Source organism: Ramlibacter albus (assembly GCF_014297445.1).
GTDB lineage: Bacteria > Pseudomonadota > Gammaproteobacteria > Burkholderiales > Burkholderiaceae_C > Ramlibacter > Ramlibacter albus.
Genome location: NZ_JACORU010000010.1, coordinates 33,498 through 47,907, shown reverse-complemented (window position 1 = coordinate 47,907; position 14,410 = coordinate 33,498). Strand labels below are relative to the sequence as shown.

Annotated in this window: 14 protein-coding genes; 8 read left to right on the top strand and 6 right to left on the bottom strand. The window is 69.5% G+C overall.

Annotated features, from left to right (window positions below):
• The first annotated feature begins 10 nt into the window (after nt 1–10).
• Entirely contained in the window at nt 11–337 is a 327-nt protein-coding gene (locus tag H8R02_RS22625) for a metal-sulfur cluster assembly factor (protein ID WP_187083769.1), read from the top strand.
• Nucleotides 331–1,386, top strand: coding sequence for a DUF8744 domain-containing protein (locus H8R02_RS22620; RefSeq protein ID WP_187083768.1), 1,056 nt, complete (start codon nt 331–333; stop codon nt 1,384–1,386). Before H8R02_RS22625 ends, H8R02_RS22620 begins: the two co-directional genes overlap by 7 nt.
• Here H8R02_RS22620 and H8R02_RS22615 read toward each other — a convergent pair.
• The 6 genes from H8R02_RS22615 to H8R02_RS22590 all read right to left on the bottom strand — a co-directional run bounded on the left by H8R02_RS22615 (nt 1,337) and on the right by H8R02_RS22590 (nt 8,020).
• Nucleotides 1,337–1,747: a nuclear transport factor 2 family protein gene (locus H8R02_RS22615; protein ID WP_187083767.1), complete on the bottom strand. Its 411-nt coding sequence runs from the start codon at nt 1,745–1,747 to the stop codon at nt 1,337–1,339. The two genes, H8R02_RS22620 and H8R02_RS22615, sit on opposite strands and share 50 nt — an antisense overlap.
• Before the next feature lie 83 nt (nt 1,748–1,830).
• Complete coding sequence (locus tag H8R02_RS22610) at nt 1,831–2,928, bottom strand: sensor histidine kinase (protein WP_187083766.1); 1,098 nt, start codon at nt 2,926–2,928, stop codon at nt 1,831–1,833.
• 88 nt (nt 2,929–3,016) lie between these two features.
• Nucleotides 3,017–4,417: a dihydrolipoyl dehydrogenase gene (gene lpdA, locus H8R02_RS22605; protein ID WP_187083765.1), complete on the bottom strand. Its 1,401-nt coding sequence runs from the start codon at nt 4,415–4,417 to the stop codon at nt 3,017–3,019.
• Entirely contained in the window at nt 4,414–5,718 is a 1,305-nt protein-coding gene (locus tag H8R02_RS22600; protein ID WP_187083764.1) for a dihydrolipoamide acetyltransferase family protein, read from the bottom strand. Before H8R02_RS22600 ends, lpdA begins: the two co-directional genes overlap by 4 nt.
• A gap of 2 nt (nt 5,719–5,720) precedes the next feature.
• Nucleotides 5,721–6,782, bottom strand: a complete 1,062-nt coding sequence (locus tag H8R02_RS22595; RefSeq protein ID WP_187083763.1) for an alpha-ketoacid dehydrogenase subunit beta — start codon at nt 6,780–6,782, stop codon at nt 5,721–5,723.
• A 2-nt stretch (nt 6,783–6,784) separates the two neighbouring features.
• Nucleotides 6,785–8,020 carry a 3-methyl-2-oxobutanoate dehydrogenase (2-methylpropanoyl-transferring) subunit alpha gene (locus H8R02_RS22590; protein WP_187083935.1) on the bottom strand — a complete coding sequence of 412 codons (1,236 nt, stop codon included), beginning with the start codon at nt 8,018–8,020 and terminating at the stop codon, nt 6,785–6,787.
• Nucleotides 8,021–8,211: 191 nt separating this feature from the next.
• Between H8R02_RS22590 and H8R02_RS22585 the strand changes: the two genes are divergently transcribed.
• The 6 genes from H8R02_RS22585 to H8R02_RS22560 all read left to right on the top strand — a co-directional run bounded on the left by H8R02_RS22585 (nt 8,212) and on the right by H8R02_RS22560 (nt 14,409).
• Nucleotides 8,212–9,183 carry a Bug family tripartite tricarboxylate transporter substrate binding protein gene (locus tag H8R02_RS22585; RefSeq protein ID WP_187083762.1) on the top strand — a complete coding sequence of 324 codons (972 nt, stop codon included), beginning with the start codon at nt 8,212–8,214 and terminating at the stop codon, nt 9,181–9,183.
• Between the two features lie 13 nt (nt 9,184–9,196).
• Nucleotides 9,197–10,060, top strand: coding sequence for an HpcH/HpaI aldolase/citrate lyase family protein (locus H8R02_RS22580; protein WP_187083761.1), 864 nt, complete (start codon nt 9,197–9,199; stop codon nt 10,058–10,060).
• Nucleotides 10,057–11,211, top strand: coding sequence for a CaiB/BaiF CoA transferase family protein (locus H8R02_RS22575; protein ID WP_187083760.1), 1,155 nt, complete (start codon nt 10,057–10,059; stop codon nt 11,209–11,211). Before H8R02_RS22580 ends, H8R02_RS22575 begins: the two co-directional genes overlap by 4 nt.
• Nucleotides 11,211–12,353: an acyl-CoA dehydrogenase family protein gene (locus H8R02_RS22570; RefSeq protein ID WP_187083759.1), complete on the top strand. Its 1,143-nt coding sequence runs from the start codon at nt 11,211–11,213 to the stop codon at nt 12,351–12,353. Before H8R02_RS22575 ends, H8R02_RS22570 begins: the two co-directional genes overlap by 1 nt.
• Before the next feature lie 65 nt (nt 12,354–12,418).
• Nucleotides 12,419–13,657, top strand: a complete 1,239-nt coding sequence (locus H8R02_RS22565; protein ID WP_187083758.1) for an MFS transporter — start codon at nt 12,419–12,421, stop codon at nt 13,655–13,657.
• A complete protein-coding gene (locus tag H8R02_RS22560) occupies nt 13,654–14,409 on the top strand; it encodes a YecA/YgfB family protein (protein ID WP_255429503.1) in 756 nt (251 codons plus the stop codon). The genes H8R02_RS22565 and H8R02_RS22560 overlap by 4 nt, the downstream gene beginning before the upstream one ends.
• Nucleotide 14,410 lies beyond the last annotated feature (1 nt).

The following is a 14,410-nucleotide window of genomic DNA, read 5'->3' as shown; positions in this document are numbered from 1 at the left end:
CAATGCACCTATGAATGTTTATCCCTACCAGGGCCCGGATGAGCTTGCCGACGTGATCGACTACGCGCTGTGCCAGGTGGTCGACCCCGAAGTCGCGATGAACATCGTGGACGTCGGGCTCGTGCAGTCCGTGACGGTCGAAGAAGACGTCGTCGACGTGAAGGTGACGATGACATCCGCCGCGTGCCCCGTCACCGACACCATCCTCGCCGACATCGAGGACCGCCTCGACGAATGCCTGCCTGCGAGCTGGCGCATCCGCGTGGAGCTGCAATGGGAGCCCGAGTGGACGCCCGCGCGCATGAGCGAGCCGGCGCGGAAGTTCATGGGATGGTGAAGGCGCGTGCCGCCGCGTCGCTGCTCGTGGCGTGCATCGCCGCGGCGCTGCTGTCGGCGGTGTCCGGCGGGTTGGTGCGTGCGGGCGTCGCGTTGCCGGCGATGCCGCAATGGCTGGGGCAAGCCGTGGTCGACCATGCAGCGCTGATGATCGGCGCCTTCATGGGGACGGTGATCGGCGTCGAGCGCGCGGTGGCGCTGAAGTGGCGGCCGGCGTGGATCGCGCCCGTTGCGTCCGCTGCGGCCGGCATCGCGCTTCTGGCCGCAACGCGCGAGCTTGCTTGCGCGCTGTTCGTTCTTGCGGGCGCGGTGTTCTGCGCCGCGAGTGTTCTCGTCGTCATGCGCCAGCCTGCGCGCCACACCTCGCTGCTGCTCCTAGGCGCGCTGTGCTGGCTCGCCGGCAATGTGGGGTTCGCCATCACCGGCACGCAGCCGGCGGTAGTACAGTCCTGGTTCGCGTTCCTCGTGATCACGATCGCCGCCGAGCGGCTGGAAATGACGCGGTTGATGCCGCGGCGCCGCGGCGCCTTCGCAGCCTTGATGGGGCTGCTCGCGCTGCTCATCGCAGGTGCCGCCGCAAGCGGCGTCCTCTTCGGCGTCGCGCTCGCGGGGCTGGCGGCGTGGTTCCTGCAGTTCGACATCGCCCGTCGCACGGTGAAGGCCGAGGGGCTCAGCCGCTACATGGCCGTCTGCCTGCTGGGCGGCTACGGCTGGCTTGCGCTCGCCGGGCTGGCGTGGAGCGCCGCCACGCTGGGTGCGCCGGTGCGCGACCTCGCGCTGCACACGCTGGGCCTGGGCTTCGTCTTCAGCATGATGCTGGCGCACGCGCCGGTGATCCTGCCGGCCGTGACGGGCCTGAAGGTGCGGTATGGCGCTGCGTTCTATGTGCCGCTCGCGCTGCTGCACGCGTCGCTGGCGCTGCGCCTCGTGTCGCAGCGCGAAGGCGCGCTCGCCAACGCGGCCGCGCTGGCGGTGTTTGCGGGCGTGATGGCCGTCTCGGTCAGCCGCGCGCGTGCGCGCCCTTCGCGGCCGGCGTCTCGGTGTGCATGACGCACTTCCACGTGCCGCCCTTGCGCACCCAGGTGGACGTGTCCACCATCTCCTCGGTCTTCTCGCCGCCCTTCGACGATTCGCGCGGCGCGGTCGTCTGCGTCACGCTGTACATCAGGATCGCGGTGTCCTCGGTCGGGAACACGGCCTCGATGTCGCCCAGCTCGTAGCGCTTGAGCACGAGCTGTCCGTGCTCGGCCATCTTGCGGTACTCGTCGTGGCCGAATTTCATGGAGCCGTGCGCGCTGACCATGAGCGCGGGCTCGTCGAGCAGGCCGAGCGCGGTGTCGGTCTGCTCGTCCACCATGGACTGCCAGAACTTGCGCTCCAGCTCCTGCAGGGTCTTCGTTGCGTCTTCCATGCCTCCAGCATGGCCATGCCGCGCCGCCGAGCCATCGGAAGGGCCGGGTGGCGTTCGTCGGCGCGGTCCTACGCGGCGGTGCGTCAGTCGTCCGGCAGCGTGAACCGGAACGTGGCCCCGACGCCCGGTTCCGCCTCGGCCCACATGCGGCCGCCGTGGCGGCGCACGATGCTGCTCGCGGCGGCGAGGCCCACGCCCGTGCCGGCAAACTCCTCCGACCCGGGCAGGCGCTGCAGCGGCTCGAAGAGGCGCTGCGCGTGCGCGGCGTCGAAGCCGATCCCGTTGTCGCTCACGAAGAACGCGCCGTCGGCATCGCGGCCCACGCGGATGCGCGCCGGCCGGCTGCGCACGCTGAACTTCCACGCGTTGCGCAGCAGGTTCTCCATCACCGAGACCACCAGCCTCGCGTCCGCGCGCGCATGCAATCCGGGCTGCACGTCGACGTCCACGTCGCGGTCCGGCTCGCGTGCACGCAGGTGGTAGATGGACTGCCACGCCACCGCGGTCAGGTCCACCGGCTGCTTGTCGATGGGGACCTGGGCGGTGCCGATGAGCTCCAGGATGCCCGCGATGAGCGCTTCAGCGCGCTGGCCATTGGCGACGATGCGCTGCGCGTAGTGCTGCATGCGCGCCGGGGCATCGGCGGGCAGCCGCTCGGCCAGCACCTGCGAGAAGCTCGCCATGGCGTTGATGGGCGCGCGCAAGTCATGCGCCAGTGCGTACGAGAACGCGCGCAGGTCGCGCGTGCGCTGCTCCACGAGATCCTCCAGCCTCAGGCGATGCACGTCGAGTTCGCGCTCGCGTTCCATCAGGGCGGTGACGTCCTGGCAGGCGCCCTGCAGGCAGGTGACGCGGCCGGCCTGCTCCTCGCAGGGCTCGGCGATCAGCCGCATGAACGCATGGCGCCCGTCGAACGTGCGCGTGCCGACCACCATCTCGAAAGCGACGCCTTCCCGGGCGCATCGGCGCAGGCGCGCGGCGAGTTCGCTGCGGTCCGGCGGGTCCATGAGCCGCATGACGGCGTGCGTCGACGGCCGCGCGCCCGGCTTGCAGCCATGCAGCGCCAGCCACTCGTCGGACGGCTCGAAACGCAAGGGGCCGAGATGCAGTGTCCAGGCGCCCACGGCGCAAAGCCGCGCGACGATCTGCATCTGCCGCTGGTGGCTCACAGCAGGGACCATGTTCTTACACCCCCCGCGCCATTTTCTGCAGCAGCGGCTTGCCGGGGAAGTAGGACGGCGCCCCGTCGCGCCGAACGGGGCCGCGGTGCTAGATGTGCAGCGCGTGGCCCAGCGCCTTGAGCGCGCTCTCCTGCACCGCCTCGCCCAGCGTCGGGTGCGCGTGGATGATGCCCGCGACATCCTCCAGCCGCGCGCCCATCTCGATGGCGTAGCAGAACGCCGCGGACAGCTCCGACACGTTCTTGCCAACCGCCTGCCAACCGAGTACCTGGTGCGTGTCCTTGCGCGCGAGCACGCGCACGAAACCGTCGCCGGACTCCATCGACAGCGCGCGGCCGTTCGCGGCGAAGGGGAACTGCGCGGTGATGAGGTCCAGGCCCTGCGCCTTGGCTTCACCGGGCGTCATGCCGGCGACCACGAGTTCGGGGTCCGTGAAGCACACGGCGGGGATGGCCATCGGCGAGAAGCGTCGCCGCTTGCCGGAGATGATCTCCGCGACCATCTCGCCCTGCGCCATCGCGCGGTGCGCGAGCATCGGCTCGCCGGCCACGTCGCCGATGGCCCACACATTGCGCATGCTGGTGCGGCACTGCTCGTCGATGCGGATCGCGCGACCGTTCATGTCCAGCGATAGCGCTTCCAGGTTGAAGCCTTCGGTGCGCGGCTTGCGGCCGGCGGCGACGAGCACGTAGTCGGCGGGCAGCACGAACTCGTCGGCCTGGTCGCTGCGCACGCGCAGGCCGTTGCCGGACTCGGTCAGCCCCTCGGCCTTGCAGCCCAAGTGCAGCACGATGCCCAGCTTCTGCAGGTGCGCCATCACCGGGCGCGTCAGGTCCTCGTCGTACGCGGGCAGCACGCGGCCGGTGAACTCCACCACCGCGACGTCCACGCCCATCTTGCGCCACGCGATGCCGAGTTCCAGGCCGATGTAGCCCGCGCCGACCACCACCAGGTGCTTCGGCTTCTCCTGGAAAGCGAGCGCTTCGGTCGAGGAGATCACGTTGCCGCCGAAGGGCAGGTCGGGCAGGGCGACGGCTTCGGAGCCGGTGGCCAGCACGAGGTGCTCGCACTTGATGCGCACCGGCTCGCCTTCGGTGGTCGCGACATCGACCGTCTTGCCGTCGACGATGGAGGCCCAGCCCTTGACCACCTGCACGCCGGCCTTGCGCAGCAGCGTGCCGACGCCGCCGGTGAGCTTGGTGACCACGCCGTCCTTCCAGCGCATCGCCTGTTCGAGGTCCAGTTTCGGCGAGTCCACCTTGATTCCCAAGGGGGATTTGCCGGCCGCGAAGTGGCAGGCCTTGTCGTATTCGTCGGCGAGGTGGATCAGCGCTTTCGACGGGATGCAGCCGATGTTCAGGCAGGTGCCTCCGAGTTTGTCGCCTTCGACAAGCACGGTCGGTATGCCGAGCTGCCCCGCCCGGATCGCCGCCACATAGCCGCCCGGTCCGCCGCCGATGACGAGGAGTGTCGTGTCCTTCTGCTTCATGAACCGCCCTCCACGAACAGCAGCGCGGGCGCTTCGAGATAGCCGCGGATCGCCTGCACGAAGCGGGCTGCATCCATGCCGTCCACCACGCGGTGGTCGAAGGACGACGACAGGTTCATCAACTGCCGCGCGACCACGTTGCGGTGCGCATCGAACACGGGCCGCTCCACGATGCGGTTGACGCCGATGATCGCCACCTCGGGGTGGTTGATGACGGGCGTGGTGACGATGCCGCCGAGGGCGCCGAGGCTGGTGATGGTGATCGTGGAACCCGAGAGCTCCTCGCGCGCCGCCTTGCCGCTGCGCGCCGCTTCGGCCAGGCGCGAGATCTCGCGTGCGCAGGCCCACACGTCCTGCGCCTCCGCATGCCGCAGCACGGGCACGATCAGGCCGTTGTCGGTCTGCGTCGCGATGCCCAGGTGCACGGCATGGTGCCGCGTGACCACACCCGCATCGTCGTCGAAGCGGGCGTTCATCTGCGGGAATTCCTCGACGGCCAGAACCACCGCACGCGCGATGAAGGGCAGCAGCGTGAGCTTGCCGCGCTTCGCCCCGTGCTTCTCGTTCAATTTGGCGCGCAGGGCTTCGAGCTCGGTGACGTCGATCTCCTCCACGTACGAGAAGTGCGGGATGCGGCGCTTGGCGTCCTGCATCTTCTGCGCGATCTTGCGGCGCAGGCCGATGACCGGGATCGCTTCTTCGCCGTGCCGCTCGCGCAGCATCGTCGACGCACCCACCGCGCCCGGCTGGCCGCGCGAGGCGAGGTAGACGTCGAGGTCTTCGTGCGTGATGCGGCCGGCGGGGCCGCTGCCGTGCACGAACTGCAGTTCGATGCCGAGCTCCCATGCGCGGTTGCGCACCGCGGGCGAAGCGATGGGCTTCTCGCCCGGTGCGCGCATCGGCGCCGGTGTCGCGCGCGGCGGCTGCATCTTCGGCGGCGGCGACGTGTCGCGCGCCGGCACGGACGTGTTCTCGTGCGTCACGTTGTCCTTCATGTCCGGTGGCACGGCCGCGGCTTGCTTCTTCGCTGCGGGCGCATCGCCCTTCACATTGCCCGCGCCTTCGACTTCGAGCCGGATCAGCTCGGCGCCCACGGCCATCATGGTCCCCGGCTGCGCGCCCAGCGACATGACCTTGCCGGCCACCGGCGAGGGGATCTCCACCGTCGCCTTGTCCGTCATCACGTCGGCGAGCACCTGGTCTTCCTTGACCGTGTCGCCTTCCTTCACCCGCCACTCGACGAGTTCCACCTCGGCGATGCCTTCGCCGATGTCGGGCATCTTGATCGCGTACTGTCCCATGGTCAGGCCTCCACCGTTCGCTTGAGCGCGGCCGCGACGCGGTCGGGCCCGGGGAAGTAGTGCCATTCCTGCGCATGCGGGTAGGGCGTGTCCCAACCCGCCACGCGCTCGACGGGCGCTTCGAGGTGGTAGAAGCAATGCTCCTGCACGAGTGCCGCGAGCTCCGCGCCGAAGCCGCTGGTGCGAGTGGCCTCGTGCACGACCACGCAGCGGCCCGTCTTCTTGACCGAGTTGACGACGGTGTCCAGGTCCATGGGCCAGATCGATCGCAGGTCGATGATCTCGGCATCGATGCCGGCTTCGCGTGCCGCGCACTCGCTCACCCAGACCATCGTGCCGTAAGTGATCACGGTGACCTGGTTGCCGGGGCGGAACACCGAGGCCGAATCCAGCGGCACGGTGTAGTAACCCTCGGGCACGTTGCCAGAAGCGTGCTTGGACCACGGCACGACCGGCCGGTCGTGGTGGCCGTCGAACGGGCCGTTGTAGAGGCGCTTGGGTTCGAGGAAGATGACCGGGTCGTCGTTCTCGATCGCGGAGATCAGCAGACCTTTCGCGTCGTACGGGTTGCTCGGCATCACGGTGCGCAGCCCGCACACGTGCGTGAAGAGCGCTTCGGGGCTCTGGCTGTGCGTCTGCCCGCCGTAGATGCCGCCGCCGCAGGGCATGCGCACGACCATCGGGCAAGTGAAGTCGCCCGCACTGCGGAAGCGCAGGCGCGCGGCCTCGCTCACGATCTGGTCGGAAGCGGGGTAGAAGTAGTCCGCGAACTGGATTTCGGCGACCGGCCGCAGGCCATAAGCGGCCATCCCGATGGCCGCGCCGACGATGCCGCCCTCGTTGATCGGCGCGTCGAAGCAGCGCGACTTGCCGTACTTGGCCTGCAGGCCTTCGGTGACGCGGAAGACGCCGCCGAAGTAGCCGACGTCCTGGCCGAAGACGACCACGTTGTCGTCGCGTTCCATCATCACGTCCATCGCGCTGCGCAGCGCCTGGATCATGGTCATCGGCTTGGTCGCGCCGGCGGAGCTTTCCACTTTGGAATCCTTGGTCTGGGTCAGCATGGTCACACTCCCATCTGCTGGCGCTGGCGGCGCAGGTGTTCGGGCATCACGGCGTAGACGTCCTCGAACATCGTCGCGGCGCTGGGGATGTGGCCGTCGAGCAGCGTGCCGTAGCTCTCGGCCTCCTTCTGCGCGGCAGCCACTTCGGCTTCGAGCTCCAGGCGCACCTGCTCGTGCTCCTGCTCGCTCCACGCGTTCTGGTTGATCAGGTGCTGCTTCAATCGCGCGATCGGGTCGCCGAGGGGGAAGCGCTCCCAGTCGTCGGCCGGCCGGTACTTCGAGGGGTCGTCGGACGTGGAGTGCGCGCCGGCGCGGTATGTCACCCATTCGATCAGCGTCGGCCCGAGGTTGCTGCGCGCGCGCTCTGCGGCCCAGCGCGAGGCGGCGTACACCGCGAGGTAGTCGTTGCCGTCCACGCGCAGCGATGCGATGCCGCATCCGACGCCGCGGGCTGCAAACGTGGTGGACTCACCACCGGCGATTGCCTGGAAGGTGGAGATGGCCCACTGGTTATTGACCACGTTCAGGATGACCGGCGCGCGGTACACGTGCGCGAAGGTCAGCGCCGTGTGGAAGTCCGCTTCCGCCGTCGCACCGTCGCCGATCCAGCCCGACGCGATCTTCGTGTCGCCCTTGATCGCCGAGCCCATCGCCCAGCCCACGGCCTGGATGAACTGCGTGGCGAGGTTGCCCGAGATGGTGAAGAAGCCCGCGCGCTTGTACGAGTACATCACCGGCAGCTGGCGGCCCTTGATCGGGTCGCGTTCGTTGCTCATGAGCTGGCACATCATCTCGGCCATCGACACGTCGTCGCGGCTGAGCAGCAGGCCTTGCTGGCGGTAGGTGGGGAAGCACATGTCGCCCGGCTCGATCGCCATGGCATGCGCGCACGCGATGGCCTCTTCGCCGAGGCACTGCATGTAGAAGGAAGTCTTGCGCTGGCGCTGCGCGATGAGCATGCGCGCGTCGAAGATGCGCGTCTTCATCATGTTGCGCAGGCCGCGGCGCAGCTGCGTCACCGTGATGTCCGGCACCCACGGACCGACGGCATTGCCGTTGCGGTCGAGCACCCGGACGAGGCTGTACGCGAGGTCTTCGGTGTCGAAGTGGCTCGTGTCCACCGGGGGTTTGCGCACCTCGCCGGCTTCGGAAACGTGGAGATAGGAGAAGTCCGTCGCGCAACCGGGCCGCCCGGAAGGCTCCGGCACGTGCAACCGCAAGGGCTGGTGCTGGGTCATGGTCATCAACTCCGCGCCATCGTGTGGACGCTTGATTGTGAAACCGGAACGCCTCGGGCGGGTGGCCTGGGCGGTCCGTCGGTGCGGCACGGGTGGGTGCCACGGGTGACAGTGTAGAGCAGGCCGAAGGTTGCGCGGCAGCACGCGAAATGAGCTACCCTGCCCCCGCCACCCCACAGGAGTCCCGAGGCATGAGAAGTACCGCTTTGCGCGCAGCGCTGTTTGCCGCTTGCGCCGTTCCCCTGGTTGCATCGGCCCAGGCGCCCGCCTGGCCGGCGCGGCCGATCACGCTGGTAGTGGGCAACGCGCCCGGCGGCTCCAACGACACCTTTGCGCGAGCGATCGGCAAGAAGCTGGGCGACGCGCTCGGCCAGAGCGTCGTGGTGGACAACAAGCCCGCCGCCGGCGGCGTGGTGGCGAACGCGTTCGTCTCGAAGGCGTCGCCCGACGGCTACAACCTGCTCGTCGTGTCGTCCACCTTCACCACCGGGGCGGCCATCCGCACGAACCTGCAATACGACGCCATCAAGGGCTTCAAGCCGGTGGCGATGCTCGGCAAGGGGCCGCTGCTGGTGACCGTGCCGGCCGATTCGCCGTTCAAGACGATCGGCGACCTCGTCGCAGCCGCCAAGGCCAACCCCGGCAAGCTGAACTACGGCACGTCCGGCGCGGGCAGCATCAACCACTTCGCCACCGAGCTGTTCGCGGGCGCGGCGGGCATCAAGATGACGCACGTGCCGTACAAGGGCATGGGCCCGGCCACCACGGACCTGCTCGGCGGGCAGATCCAGGCACTGGTCGCGAGCGCGCCCTCGATCATCGGGCAGGTCAAGGGCGGCCGCGTGCGCGCACTGGCGGTCACGTCGGCGCAGCGTTCGCCCGTGGCGCCCGACTTGCCGTCGCTCGAACAATCCGGCTACAAGGGCAGCGCCACGGAGCTGTGGTGGGGCGTCCTCGCGCCGCCGGGCACGCCGCAACCCATCGTGGACCGCCTCAACGCCGAGATCAACAAGATCATCCTGTCGCCCGAGATGAAGGAGTTCTTCCTGAAGGAGGGCGCCGAACCCGTGGCCATGAAGCCCGCCGAGTTCGAGGCGCTCATCGCCGCCGAGATCGAACGCTGGAAGCAGGTGGCGAAAGCCGCCGACATCAAGCCCGAATGAGAAGCAAGCCCGAATGAGAAGCAAGCTGTTCGTGCCCGGCTCGCGCCCGGAGCTCTTCGCCAAGGCGATCGCGGGCGATGCCGATGCGATCTCCATCGACCTCGAGGATGCGGTGGCCGAGCAGCGCAAGGCCGAAGCGCGCGAGGCCGTGCGCGACTGGCTGCTCACCGGCGCCGCGAGCGGCAGCAGCAAGCTCGTGATCGTGCGCGTCAACGCCATGGACACGCCGCATTTCGAGGCGGACCTGCAGGCCGTCGTGCAACCCGGCCTGCACGTGCTCAACCTCCCCAAGCCGCAGCGCGCGGACGACGTGCGCGCCGCATCGGCCGCGCTCGCCGCGGCGGAGCGCAACAACGGCGTGACCGAGCCGGTGCGCCTGCTGCTGAACATCGAGACGCCGCGGGCGTTGCGTGAAGCGGCGTTGCTGGCCGCGGCCGACCCGCGCGTGATGGGCCTGCAGGTGGGCCTGGGCGACCTTTTCGAGTCGCTCGGCATCGACCGCACCGAGGGCTCGGCGCTCAAGCAGGTGCTGTTCGACGTGCGCATCGCCGCGGGCGAGGCGGGGGTCGACGCATTCGATGGCGCGTTTGCCGACGTGCGTGACACCAAGGGCTTCCTCGCCGAAGCCAAGCTCGCGCGCCGGCTTGGCTACGCGGGCAAGAGCTGCATCCACCCGAGCCAGGTGCCGCTGGCCAACGAAGCCTTCCAGCCTACCGCGGAGGAGGTCGCGCGCGCGAAGCGCATCGTCGAAGCGGCCGAGGCCGCGCAGGCGGAGGGTGTGGGTGCTTTCGTGGTCGACGGCCGGATGATCGACCGGCCGTTCCTGCTGCGGGCGAGGGCGATCCTCGCGGCGGCGGCCAGGCGGGGCGCTGCGTGAGTGCCGGGCGCGGGCCGCTCGCGGGCATCCGCGTGCTCGACCTGAGCGCCTACATCGCGGGCCCTTATGGCTGCGCGCTGCTCGCGGACCTCGGCGCCGAAGTGATCAAGGTGGAGCCGCCCGCGGGCGACAACCTGCGCAAGTACCCGTCCACGCTGGCCGCGGAGAGCCGCGCCTTCCTCGGCGTCAACCGCAGCAAGCGCGGCGTGGTGCTGGACCTGAAGGACGCCGAGGACCACGCACGCCTGCTCGCGCTGGTGGGCACCGCGGACGTGCTCGTGCACAACTTCCGCCCCGAAGTACCCGAGCGGCTGGGCATCGCCTACGAGCAGCTTCGCGCCCGCAACCCGCGGCTCGTGTACTGCGCGGTCACCGGCTACGGCGAGACCGGCCCCTTGCGCGACAAGGCCGGCTACGACCAGGTGCTGCAGACGATGACCGGCATGGCCGCGATGCAGGGGCCGGCGGGCGGGCCGCCCGCCATCCTCTACGGCTCCGTGGTCGACTACTACGCGGCTTCGCTCGTCGCGGGCGGCGTGTCCGCGGCACTCTACGAGCGCGAGAAGAGCGGCGAGGGTCAATACGTCGGCGTGTCGCTGTTGCGCTCGGCGCTGGCGATGCAGTCGGCGCGCCTGGTGTGGGCCGATAGCGAGCCCCGCGACGTGGGCGGTCGCGACATGCGCTCGGGTGGCATCACGGGCATCCACCCCACGCGCGAAGGCTGGCTCTATGTGTCGGCCAACACACCGCACTTCTGGCGCGCGCTGTGCGAGAAGACGGGGCTGCAACAACTGCTGGTGGAGCGGTACGACACCGTGCGCAAGCGCGCGCAGCATGCGCAGGAGATCGTGCCGGTGCTGCACGCCGCGCTGGCCACTCGTTCGGCCCTCGAATGGGAGTCGCTGTTCGGCGAGGAAGTGCCCTGCGCCGCCGCGCGCGACGTCGAGGACATGTTCGACTTTCCGCAGGTGGAGGCTGAAGGCCTGCTGCAGCGCTTCGAGAACGCGGTCGTCGGCGCATACCGTGGGTTCGCCGCCGCATGGAAGTTCGGCCGCACACCGGCGCCGGAAGCCTTCGCCGCACCGCCGCTCGATGGCGATGGCGATGCGTTGCGCGCCGAGGCGGACCGCTTGCGTCGCAAGGAGCCGTGATGGACTTCGACACGCCGGAACAACACCGCCACATCGTCGAAGCCATCGAACGCCTTTGCGCCCCGTTCGACGACGCGTACTGGCGCGCCCGCGACGAAGACGGCCGTTTCCCCGACGAGTTCCACGCTGCGATGGCCGCGTCGGGCTGGCTCGGCATCGCGATGCCGGAGGCGTACGGCGGCGCGGGCCTCGGCATCCGCGAGGCGGCGCTGATGATGCACACCATCGCGGCGACCGGTGCAGGCATGTCGGGCGCATCGGCGGTGCACATGAACATCTTCGGGTTGCACCCGGTCGTCGTGCACGGCAGCGACGAGCAGAAGGCGCGCTGGCTGCCGCCCTTGATCGCGGGCCGCGACCGCGCGTGCTTCGCCGTTACCGAGCCGAACACCGGCCTGAACACGCTGAAGCTGAAGACCCGTGCCGTGCGCCAGGGCGACCACTATGTGGTGACCGGCCAGAAGGTCTGGATTTCGACCGCGCAGGTCGCCAACAAGGTGCTGCTGCTCGCGCGCACCGGCGATGAAGGCCTGAGCCTGTTCTACACCGACCTCGACCGGTCCACCGTCGCCGTGCACGAGATCGCCAAGATGGGCCGCAAGTGCGTGGACTCCAACGAGCTGTTCATCGACGGCATGAAGGTGCCGGTGGCCGACCGCATCGGCGAGGAGGGCCGCGGCTTCGACTACATCCTGCACGGCCTGAACCCCGAGCGCATCCTCATCGCGAGCGAAGCCGTGGGCCTCGGTCGCGCCGCGTTGCGCAAGGCCGCGGCCTATGCCGGAGAACGGGTCGTGTTCGACCGCCCCATCGGGCAGAACCAGGGCATCCAGCACCCGCTCGCGCGCAACTGGATGGAACTGGAAGCCGCGCACCTGATGGCGCAGAAGGCCGCCTGGCTCTACGACAACGGGCAGCCCTGCGGGGCGGAGGCCAACGCCGCCAAGTACCTCGCGGGCGAAGCGTGCTTCCGCGCGTGCGAGCAGGCGATCCTGACGCACGGCGGCATGGGGTACTCAAAGGAGTTCCATGTGGAGCGCTACCTGCGCGAGGCGTGGATCCCGCGGCTCGCGCCCGTGAGCCCGCAACTGATCCTCTGCTTCATCGCGGAAAAGGTGCTGGGGCTGCCCAAGTCGTACTGAGTCCTGCTGACCCGGCCGATGGCCGGGCGAGCATTCACGCCCCGCCGCGCGTAAGCTCGCGACCCATGTCGACCCTGGCTGCGCCCGCCGGCGCCACCCTGCCGAACGAACGCCTCGCCGGCTGGATCGTCGCCGCGTGCGCCGTGATGGTCATGATGGGGTTCGGCGCCATCGTCAACATGGCGGTCTTCCTCGCGCCGCTCGCGGCGGAGTTCGGCTGGTCGCGTGGCGAGCTCTCGCTGGCGTACTCCTTCGCCACCATCGGCACCGGCATCGGCGGCATCGTGATGGGCCACTTCGCGGACCGGTTGCCGGTGCGCCGCCTCGCGCTGTGCGGCGCCATCGTGCCGGGCGTGGCGCTGCTGCTGCTCGCGCGCATGACCACGACCTTCGAGCTCTACCTGCTGCATGCCGTCATGGGCCTCTTCGGCATCGGTGCGCTGATGGCGCCGCTGAACAGCACGGCCGCGATGTGGCTCGCCAAGCGGCCCGGCTTCGCCATCGGCCTGGTCAACGCGGGCGGTGCGCTCGGGCAGGGCGTGCTGCCGTACTTCGCGCGGCACCTCGTGCTGGTGGAGGGCTGGCGCTCGGCGTATGCGACATGCGGCGTCGTCTACCTGGCGATCATGGTGCCGCTGGCCTTCTTCGTGCGCGACGCTCCGCGGCCGCCCGCCGCGGAACTCGCTGCCGCGGCGGCTGCGCCGAGCCCGTATCGCGTGTCGCGGCAAGCGATGATGGCGTGGCTGTGCGTCGCCGTCGTGTTCTGCTGTACCTGCATGGCCACGCCGATCATGCACGTGGCCACTTTCGGCGCCGACCGCGGCCTCGGCCCGCGCGAGTCCGCCGGCCTGCTCGCGGTGATGATGGTGTGCGGCATGATGGGCCGCATCGGCTTCGGCAAGGTGGCGGACCGGTTCGGCAACCTGCAGGCCTACATGGTGGCGTCGGCCGGGCAGACCCTCTTCACCGCGCTGTTCCCCTTCGCGCAGACGCGCGCCGAGTTGTACGTGCTGTCGGCCGCCTTCGGGCTGATGTTCAGCGGCTCGATGACCTCGCTGATCCTGTGCGCGCGCGAGTACGCACCCGTCGGCCGAACGGGATTGTTCATCGGCATCGGCATGTTCTTCGGCTGGGTCGGCATGGCGCTGGGCGGCTGGCAGGGCGGCCTCTTCTACGATCTCTGCGGCAACTACGACACCTCGTTCTTCAATGGGGGCCTGAGCGGCGTGGCCAACCTGCTCGTGCTGGGCCTGCTGTGGGCCCTGTCGAGGCCGCGCGGAGCGGATAATCGCTCCCCATCTTGACGAATACAGCCGGCCCCCTCACCCCCGAAGACTTCGACTTCCTCGACGACGAGCTCGACCGCATGCGCGAGCAGCAGGAGGAGATCCCGCAGTGGGAGTTCTGCGAGGGCTTCCTCGCCGCGCTCGTGTGCATGCGCCGCGAGGTGCCGCCCGAGGAGTACTGGCCCGTGCTGCTGGGCGACGAGTTCCGGCCGATGGAGCACATGGAATTCGTGTGGCGCTGGCGCCGCCGCTGGCAGGAGATCGCCACCGCGCTCGATGCCGACGTCGAGCAGCTGGAGGACGAGCGCACCTACCACCCCGAGGCGCTCGACACGCGCGGCGCCATCCTCGCGCTGCCGCCCGAGGAGCGCTTCGAGGGCGACCTCGAGAACCTGCCGGCCTACGCGCAGGTGTGGGCGCTGGGCTTCATGTATGCCGTGGAGAGCTGGCCCGAGGACTGGGAGCCGCCGCGCGACGCCGAGGCCGCGCAGATGCTCGACGCCGCGCTCGAGGACATCGTCGCGCTCACCGAAGGGGACACGGGCGAACCGGCAGTGTCGATGTACAGCGAGGACGGCCCGCCGAGCGTGAGCAACGAGCGGCTCGACGTCGTCGGTGCCGCGATCTGGGCCGTCTACGACCTTCGCCAGCTATGGAAGAGCATGGGCCCGCGCATCGAGCCGCTGCGCAAGGCGCCGGAGCCGGGCCGCAACGACCTGTGCCCGTGCGGGAGCGGCAAGAAGTACAAGAAGTGCCACGGCGCGGGTTGAC

Excerpts from the sequence above, each read along its gene's own strand:
- H8R02_RS22570 (WP_187083759.1), top strand. The coding sequence starts at position 11,211 with ATGGACTTCGACACGCCGGAACAACACCGCCACATCGTCGAAGCCATC.
- H8R02_RS22610 (WP_187083766.1), bottom strand. The coding sequence starts at position 2,928 with ATGGTCCCTGCTGTGAGCCACCAGCGGCAGATGCAGATCGTCGCGCGG.
- H8R02_RS22625 (WP_187083769.1), top strand. The coding sequence starts at position 11 with ATGAATGTTTATCCCTACCAGGGCCCGGATGAGCTTGCCGACGTGATC.
- H8R02_RS22595 (WP_187083763.1), bottom strand. The coding sequence starts at position 6,782 with ATGCTGACCCAGACCAAGGATTCCAAAGTGGAAAGCTCCGCCGGCGCG.
- H8R02_RS22620 (WP_187083768.1), top strand. The coding sequence starts at position 331 with ATGGTGAAGGCGCGTGCCGCCGCGTCGCTGCTCGTGGCGTGCATCGCC.
- H8R02_RS22600 (WP_187083764.1), bottom strand. The coding sequence starts at position 5,718 with ATGGGACAGTACGCGATCAAGATGCCCGACATCGGCGAAGGCATCGCC.
- lpdA (WP_187083765.1), bottom strand. The coding sequence starts at position 4,417 with ATGAAGCAGAAGGACACGACACTCCTCGTCATCGGCGGCGGACCGGGC.
- H8R02_RS22585 (WP_187083762.1), top strand. The coding sequence starts at position 8,212 with ATGAGAAGTACCGCTTTGCGCGCAGCGCTGTTTGCCGCTTGCGCCGTT.
- H8R02_RS22615 (WP_187083767.1), bottom strand. The coding sequence starts at position 1,747 with ATGGAAGACGCAACGAAGACCCTGCAGGAGCTGGAGCGCAAGTTCTGG.
- H8R02_RS22590 (WP_187083935.1), bottom strand. The coding sequence starts at position 8,020 with ATGACCCAGCACCAGCCCTTGCGGTTGCACGTGCCGGAGCCTTCCGGG.
- H8R02_RS22565 (WP_187083758.1), top strand. The coding sequence starts at position 12,419 with ATGTCGACCCTGGCTGCGCCCGCCGGCGCCACCCTGCCGAACGAACGC.
- H8R02_RS22580 (WP_187083761.1), top strand. The coding sequence starts at position 9,197 with ATGAGAAGCAAGCTGTTCGTGCCCGGCTCGCGCCCGGAGCTCTTCGCC.